The organism is Limnohabitans sp., assembly GCF_044373035.1.
In the GTDB taxonomy this organism is placed as follows: Bacteria; Pseudomonadota; Gammaproteobacteria; order Burkholderiales; family Burkholderiaceae_C; genus Limnohabitans_A.
Genome location: NZ_JBILQU010000126.1, coordinates 1 through 6681, shown reverse-complemented (window position 1 = coordinate 6681; position 6681 = coordinate 1). Strand labels below are relative to the sequence as shown.

The window sequence follows — 6681 nt, the reverse complement described above, 5'->3', positions numbered from 1 at the left end:
AGTCCGGCGCATGAACGCGGGCCATGGCGGCGTGCACATCCAGCGCTGCATCGGGGCTCATCAACTGCCCCACCGGGCGACGCTGCAGTTCATCCAGCACATAGCGCAAACGGTCGGGCACTTCATGTCAATCGACCAAGCGGCCCCGGAACATTTCCTGACGGCCAGCGTGTTGGGCGTGGTGGGTGTTGTGGAAGATTTTCATGATCTGGCCAATAGGACGGATAGGGTGCGAATAAACCATTTCAGACTTCGCAAGTCCGGATCAATAAAACCGTGTGATTCAATGGATTGTGTTGGATGGGACGTGGGCTTTCACGGATTCAATGGATGGCTTTCGGCATTTTTAGACGCGCTGTTTGACAGCCTTTTTGGCGACGGTTTTCTTTGCAATTGGTTTTGGCGCTGCTTTGGCCGCTGTTTTCGCTTTCGCTGCCACTTTGACTGGCGCTTTCACCTGAGTGGTTTTCGGTTTGGCAGGCGCTGTATCTACCCCCGTATCCACCCCCAAATCCATATCCAAGCCAAACACGTCGCCCAAATCGCTGGCGTCCATCACTTTGCTGGATTTGGTTTTGCTGGCAGACGGCTGGGCAACGCTGGCCTGTGCGACCAAGTCCAAGGCGTTTACATGGCGCAGCTTGAACAGCAGTTCGGGCTGTTGGTCCATTCTGGCGCCCACGCCGTAGAACACTGCGGCTACGTGTTTGCACATGCCCGCCCAATCGGGGCAACTGCATTCAAACTTCAGTTCTTTGGGCGAGGGGAACAGCCCGGTGGTGGGTGCGCAAATGCGCTCCATGACCGGTTTGGACAGCTTGCCTTGCAGCAGTTCAATCAGCGAGGCGACGGAGTTGGCGCAGTCCGCGCACACGGCTTTCCAGCGCGGCTCTGGCAGGGCTTGGATGGTGATGTCGACTTCGTACAGTGATGAGCCCATGACCAAGGCCCGCACGCTGCCGGTGCTGATTTGCAGATCGATCACCGAGCCGTTGCGCACGTAGCTGCGGCCACGCGGCAGACGGCTCTCGTAGTCGCTGTATTGCTCCAAATTGCTGCACCAGGCCTTGCCCCAAAAGGTTTTGGCGATGGCGCCGGTGTAGGGCGCGATGGGCGCGTAGTGGGTGCCTTTTTTGTTGGCCTTGACCACGGCCTTGAGCGCATTGGCGCGGCGGCTGGCCACTGAGGCATACGGTTTGTAGCCAAAATAACCCATGGTTGCGATCTCCTTTGAATAGTGGGTGGTGGACGGTTAGCCCTCTATGGCGGTGTGAATATCGAGCTGCACCAAATTGAGCAACTCTTTGTCGCTCAACTCGGTGAGTTGCACCTCGGTGTCGTTTTGCAGCACATCGTTGACCAGGGCTTGTTTGGATTCGATCATTTGGTTGATGCGTTCTTCGATGGTGCCTCGGCAGACAAATTTGTGCACCAGCACGTTGCGCTTTTGGCCGATGCGATAAGCGCGGTCTGTGGCTTGGTTTTCGACGGCGGGATTCCACCAGCGGTCAAAGTGAACGACGTGCGAGGCGGCAGTCAGATTCAGGCCCGAGCCCCCGGCTTTGAGGGAGAGTATGAAGAAGGGCGTGGCATCGTCTTTTTGAAACCGTTTGACCAACTCGCGCCGTTGGGCCACCGGCGTGCCGCCGTGCAAGACCAGGCCTTCGCGGCCAAAAATGCTGCCCAAAAATGCGGCCAGGGGTGCGGTTGTTTCGCGGAACTGGGTGAAGACCAGCATCTTTTCTTGCTTGGCCGCAATGACTTCTGCCAGCTCGCGCAGGCGGGCAAATTTGCCGCTGTTTTCTTCGTCCCACGCGCCATTGCCTTGCCATTGGGAGGGGTGGTTGCAAATTTGTTTGAAGCGCATCAAGTAAGACAGCACCAAACCGCGCCGCGCCATGCCGTCGCTTGTTTCCAAGGCCTTGGCCAACTCTTTGACTGCCGCCTGGTACAAGGCCGCCTGCGCGGGCCGCAAGTGGCACCAGGCATTGGTTTGCGTTTTGTCGGGCAGATCGCTGATGACGCGTTTGTCGGTCTTGAGGCGGCGAAGAATGTAGGGGCTGACCAGTGCCCGCAGGGGGCCGTAGTGCTTTTGGCTGTCTAGGCGCTTGGCGAAGCTGCCAAACACTTTGGCCGATCCGAGCAGGCCGGGGTGGGTGAAGTCAAAAATAGACCACAGGTCAGACAGGCGGTTTTCGACAGGCGTGCCGGTGAGGGCGATGCGGCTGGCCGCGTTGAGCTTTTTAATGGCCTGCGTTTGCTTGGCACCGGGGTTTTTCAAGGCCTGCGCTTCGTCGGCCACCACGAGCTGCCAGCGCATTTGCAGCAGCGCAGGCAAGCGCAGCAGCGTGCTGTAGCTGGTGATCACCAGATCGACCTGCGCGAAGGCGGTGGCATCAAGGGCCCGCAATTGCTCTGCGGGCATGGCCGATGGATGGGCGATGAGCACCTTGAGGCTGGGGGCAAAACGCTGGCTCTCCGCGTGCCAATTGGCCAGCAGCGAAGCCGGGGCCACCAGCAGGGTGGGCGCGGGGGTGGCTGGGGTAGCTGGGGTAGCACCCTTGGTTTTGCGCTTGTCTTCGAGCTTGCTTTCCTGCTTACTTTCACGGGAATTTTCACGTTGGAGCACCAAGAGCAGCGACAGGATTTGCATGGTCTTGCCAAGCCCCATGTCGTCGGCCAAGCAGGCGCCCAGGCCCAACCGCGTGAGCAAGTAAAGCCATCGCACGCCCGCTTCTTGGTAGGGGCGCAAGGTGGCTTGCAATTCGGGGCGCGGGTCAATGTGGGCCAAGCCTTCGGGTTGGCGCAGGCCTTGCAGCGTTTGGGCAAGCCAGGGTCCTGCGCTGACCGCAGACCAGTCGGCCGCGTCGTCAACCGTGCCATCGCCTGCATCGAGGGAGGCGCGTGCCGTCAGGCGCATGGCCTCGGCAAACGACAGGCCTTGGCGGGTGCTGATGTTTTGGATGTCGGTGAAACGCTGCAGCATGCGCTTGAGCTTTTGGGCGTCCACCTCGACCCAGTTGCCGCGCAAGAGTTGCAGGCCATCGCCGCCTTGGAGCAGGGCTTGTATTTCGGCCTCTGTGAGTGGGTCGTCACCCAGGGTGACGCCCATGTTGAAGTCGAGCAGGGCGTCCATGCCCAGCACCGAGGGCTGTTGGCTGCCAATGCTGGCGCTGACCTTGGGGCGTGCGGGGCGGCCTGCGGCCCAGTTGCTGGGGGTGCGCACCACAATGCCTGCGGCCTCTAGCTTGGGCACATCTTGCAAAAACGCATAGGCGTGCGCCTGCGTCCAACGCAGCGGGTGGTAAATCTCGCCCTCAGCCACCATCTCCATCAACCACGCGCATCGCTCCGCCGCACGTTGCACGGGCACCAGCAGGTTGAGCAGTTGCGCTTGCTGTTTGCCGTCTGAGAACTCGGTCAGTGCGCGCGACAGTGGCATGTGCTGGGCTTTGCCATGCGCGGACAGGCGCGAGGTGTAGGTGGCGAGGAAGGCGAAGGGTGAATCCGGGTCTTTGCGGTTTTCTGCGAGATTGAAATGGACCCGGCCCACCTGGTGCCAGGCCGCGTTGCAGCTGTGCAGAAATTCTGCCAAGGTCGTCTGCGATGCGGCCAGTTCTGCGCGCAGCGCCGCCTCAGTTTGCGCCCACAAGTGCGCCAGAACGTCGGCATCGGCATACTCCGCCCCGCGCATGGGCGGCAGGTCAAGCAGCCAAGCCTGCAGCGCCGCCCGCTCGGGTACGGCCACCATGATGTCGGCGACTGCGGTCTCGTCTGCCACGGCGCACAGTCCGGTCACATACCGCGCAGCAAAGTCACGCCACCAAGCGAATGCGCCCGGCAAAACCTGCCCCACGCCAGTGGCCCCCAGGTGCAGCAGGCCGTGCCCCGCGCCTGCCGAAAAGGCCTTGTCCAACGGCCCTTGCAAGCTTGCATCCAAGGGAGCGTCCAAGGCATAGGCGGCGTCCGAATCCGGGCCATCCAAGTCCAATCGAAGGTGGCCTTGGGGCGATAGCGTGAGGCGGGCACTCATCGGCATGCGTGCAAGCAGCGCACCCGGTCGAATCGATGACCCCTTTCAATGGGGTGGCTTGGTGGGTCTTTTTGTTCGCACTTAGCGAACTGTTTGCGCCGTTGCGGCCCTTGACATACTCGAAACATCAAAGCGGGCATAAGGTCTTGACCAGGAGCTTGGTCGATGGGTCAAAAAGAAGTCAAATTTACCATGGTGCGACCAGCAGCCGACCCGCTCAATTCCGTCAAAAATTGACGCGCTTGCCGTGTTGCCTGCGCCACGTTTGACGTTAACGCCATGATGGCCGCCAACGCGAAAGTGGATGGACTGACCGCAGTTGTGCGGAATGAGGCTGAATTCCAGGTGCTGGGGTTTGAGGTGTTCAATCCATTGGCCTCGGTGCGGTCACGGCGCCCTGCGACTGATTCACTTCAGTGCGCTTGCATCACGGTGATTGGGTGTGAGGTGCTGAAAGGCAGAGTCGCCATATGACTTGATGACCTCGGAGATGACCACGTGATAGCCGTTGTACCACTGGGCATATTTTTGTTTTGCCTCGATGTGGCTGGGATGGGTTCCCAACGCTTTGAGGCCATACATGGTTTCCTAATAGTTGGTGGCATTGGGACGTTTGCCATCATCAGAGGCTCACTCTTCGACGCCGATAAAGCCGGGCGAGGCTTTGGCCACTGCATCGATGATGGCATTGAGTTCGTTGAACTCAGCGTCGTAGGACCCGGGCTCCCAAATAAATGCAGCACTGAACATGGTTTGATGAATGAGGGTGGTGAAGGGAAATAGCTGTTTGAGCAGCGTTTGCGGGCAGACTTATTGATCCGACCCTGTGAAGTTTGAAGTGAAAGGCTTGTCTTGGGCATAGCGAACAGCGATGCGATCTGTAGGAGCTGCGCCCTGCGCGCTAAGGGCGTTTGTGGTCTGCGGGCAATCGCGCACGGGGTGCTGCTCCTACAAACACCATTATCGGGCGGCGGCCACAGTGACTTCGTGGGTGGGCAGCACGTCGTTCACCAGTCCGTAGGCCAGGGGTTTTGGGAAACTCAAGCTGCGGCCTGTTTGCGCGAAACTTTGTTGGCTCGGCCAGTGATGCGAGCTGTTTCGTCTGCCAGAACGAGCAGGCCACGGAGCGCCTCATTCACCGCTTCTGATGTGGGGAATGCTTTCGCGAGTTTGGGCTCAATCAAGGCAACCGATGTGCCTTTGGAGGCGGCTTTGAAGAATTTGCCTCGTTCCAGCTTGGAGAAGTCTGAGCGTTTGTACTCTGCCCGCATTTCAGTTTCAACTTTCTTCATAAATTTTCCTTTCAGAACGGGTGACCCGCCGCGCACTGATGATTCGAATGGCGCTTGCACGGTATGTGTGTGATACAGCCAGCAAGCGCCCCAAACTTGATGCGCCAAAAGTGATGTACCGGGACTCGCCTACAGAATGATCTGGATCGGTACCCGAAACTGCGAGTTCATCAAGGAACACCGACGCAGCCTCATCGAAGCTGACGTTGTGTTTTTTGACATTGCTTTCAGCTTTGGTTGGGTCCCATTCAAATTTCATGGTCACAAGCTTTCCAGTTTCTTCTTGCAACGTACTTTAACCCGCACAGGCATTCAGTGGCCACACTCTTTCAACGAAAAGTGGTGCGACGCTTGATCACAAATTACGTGGATTGAGGTGTGCCGGTGCTCAAGGCAGGATCGGCCACGGTTGAATTGACAGTTGACGGAAAAATGGTCAGACTAGATCGATGACTAGTTGAGGGAGGCGCGAGATGCAGATATGGCCAGTTCAAGACGCGAAAGCGCGGTTCAGTGAGTTTTTAGATGCGTGCTTGGTTGAAGGCCCGCAAATGGTCACCCGGCGCGGTGCCGAAGCTGCCGTGTTGGTGCCCGTGCAGGAGTGGCGGCGTATGCAGTCGGCAGCTCGCCCATCGCTCAAGCAACTTTTGCTCTCTGACCAAGCCCGCACCAATTTGATCGTGCCGCAGCGAGGGCAAGCCAAGCGTCGACCTGTGGAGCCGATGCTGTGACGAAGCGGTATTTGCTGGACACCAATGTGGTGTCTGAGTTGCGCAGGCCGCGCCCGCATGGGGGCGTTCTGGCTTGGCTGGAATCGCTGGATGACGCCCAGCTTTACGTGTCTGCGGTCACGTTGGGTGAAATCCAAGCGGGCGTCGAGCTGACCCGGGAACAAGACCCCGAAAAGACGCAACAGATTGAAGACTGGTTGGCCTTGGTGGCGAACGCTTACAACGTCTTGCCGATGGACGTGGCAGCCTTCACGGCTTGGGCAAAGTTGATGCACCGCAAGTCAGACACGCTCTATGAAGACGCCATGATTGCCGCCACCGCGAAAGTGCATGGATTGACGCTTGCCACCCGAAATGTGGCCGACTTCCGGGCGTTGGGGTTTGAGGTGTTCAATCCGTTTGGACCTGTTTAATTGGTCCTATTGACCTTTGGGGGGTTCAAATGTCACCAAATGCGCTCAAGACGCCGTTGTGAGTGACCTGAAGTCAAGCTGCCGCATGACTTTGGAGGTCCATGGTCATGAAGACGCTATGGGGGTCAAGTTGGTAGTCGCCAAAGGGGCCGCAGGGCCGAAATCCTGCACTCTCATACAGTTTGTGCGCTGGCGCAAACGTGCTGGCAGGC

General features: G+C 58.7%; 7 protein-coding genes. 2 read left to right on the top strand and 5 right to left on the bottom strand.

The genetic code is table 11. From position 1 onward, the window contains the following. Positions 1-346 precede the first annotated feature (346 nt). The 5 genes from ACIQ47_RS13860 to ACIQ47_RS13840 form a co-directional block, all read right to left on the bottom strand. Positions 347-1216 (bottom strand): SWIM zinc finger family protein, encoded by an 870-nt coding sequence (locus tag ACIQ47_RS13860; RefSeq protein WP_396438676.1) that lies wholly within the window; start codon positions 1214-1216, stop codon positions 347-349. Between the two features lie 36 nt (positions 1217-1252). Then, the gene (locus ACIQ47_RS13855; RefSeq protein ID WP_396438675.1) at positions 1253-4033 is read right to left on the bottom strand and encodes a DEAD/DEAH box helicase; all 2781 of its coding nucleotides are present in this window, start codon (positions 4031-4033) and stop codon (positions 1253-1255) included. Between the two features lie 408 nt (positions 4034-4441). Then, positions 4442-4615: a hypothetical protein gene (locus ACIQ47_RS13850; RefSeq protein WP_396438674.1), complete on the bottom strand. Its 174-nt coding sequence runs from the start codon at positions 4613-4615 to the stop codon at positions 4442-4444. Between the two features lie 458 nt (positions 4616-5073). Next, a complete protein-coding gene (locus ACIQ47_RS13845; protein WP_396429541.1) occupies positions 5074-5325 on the bottom strand; it encodes a hypothetical protein in 252 nt (83 codons plus the stop codon). Continuing rightward, the gene (locus ACIQ47_RS13840; protein WP_396429540.1) at positions 5312-5584 is read right to left on the bottom strand and encodes a BrnT family toxin; all 273 of its coding nucleotides are present in this window, start codon (positions 5582-5584) and stop codon (positions 5312-5314) included. The genes ACIQ47_RS13845 and ACIQ47_RS13840 overlap by 14 nt, the downstream gene beginning before the upstream one ends. Before the next feature lie 214 nt (positions 5585-5798). Between ACIQ47_RS13840 and ACIQ47_RS13835 the strand changes: the two genes are divergently transcribed. Together ACIQ47_RS13835 and ACIQ47_RS13830 are read left to right on the top strand one after the other, a co-directional pair. Continuing rightward, complete coding sequence (locus ACIQ47_RS13835) at positions 5799-6056, top strand: type II toxin-antitoxin system Phd/YefM family antitoxin (RefSeq protein ID WP_396438673.1); 258 nt, start codon at positions 5799-5801, stop codon at positions 6054-6056. After that, the gene (locus ACIQ47_RS13830) at positions 6053-6469 is read left to right on the top strand and encodes a type II toxin-antitoxin system VapC family toxin (RefSeq protein ID WP_396438672.1); all 417 of its coding nucleotides are present in this window, start codon (positions 6053-6055) and stop codon (positions 6467-6469) included. The genes ACIQ47_RS13835 and ACIQ47_RS13830 overlap by 4 nt, the downstream gene beginning before the upstream one ends. Positions 6470-6681 lie beyond the last annotated feature (212 nt).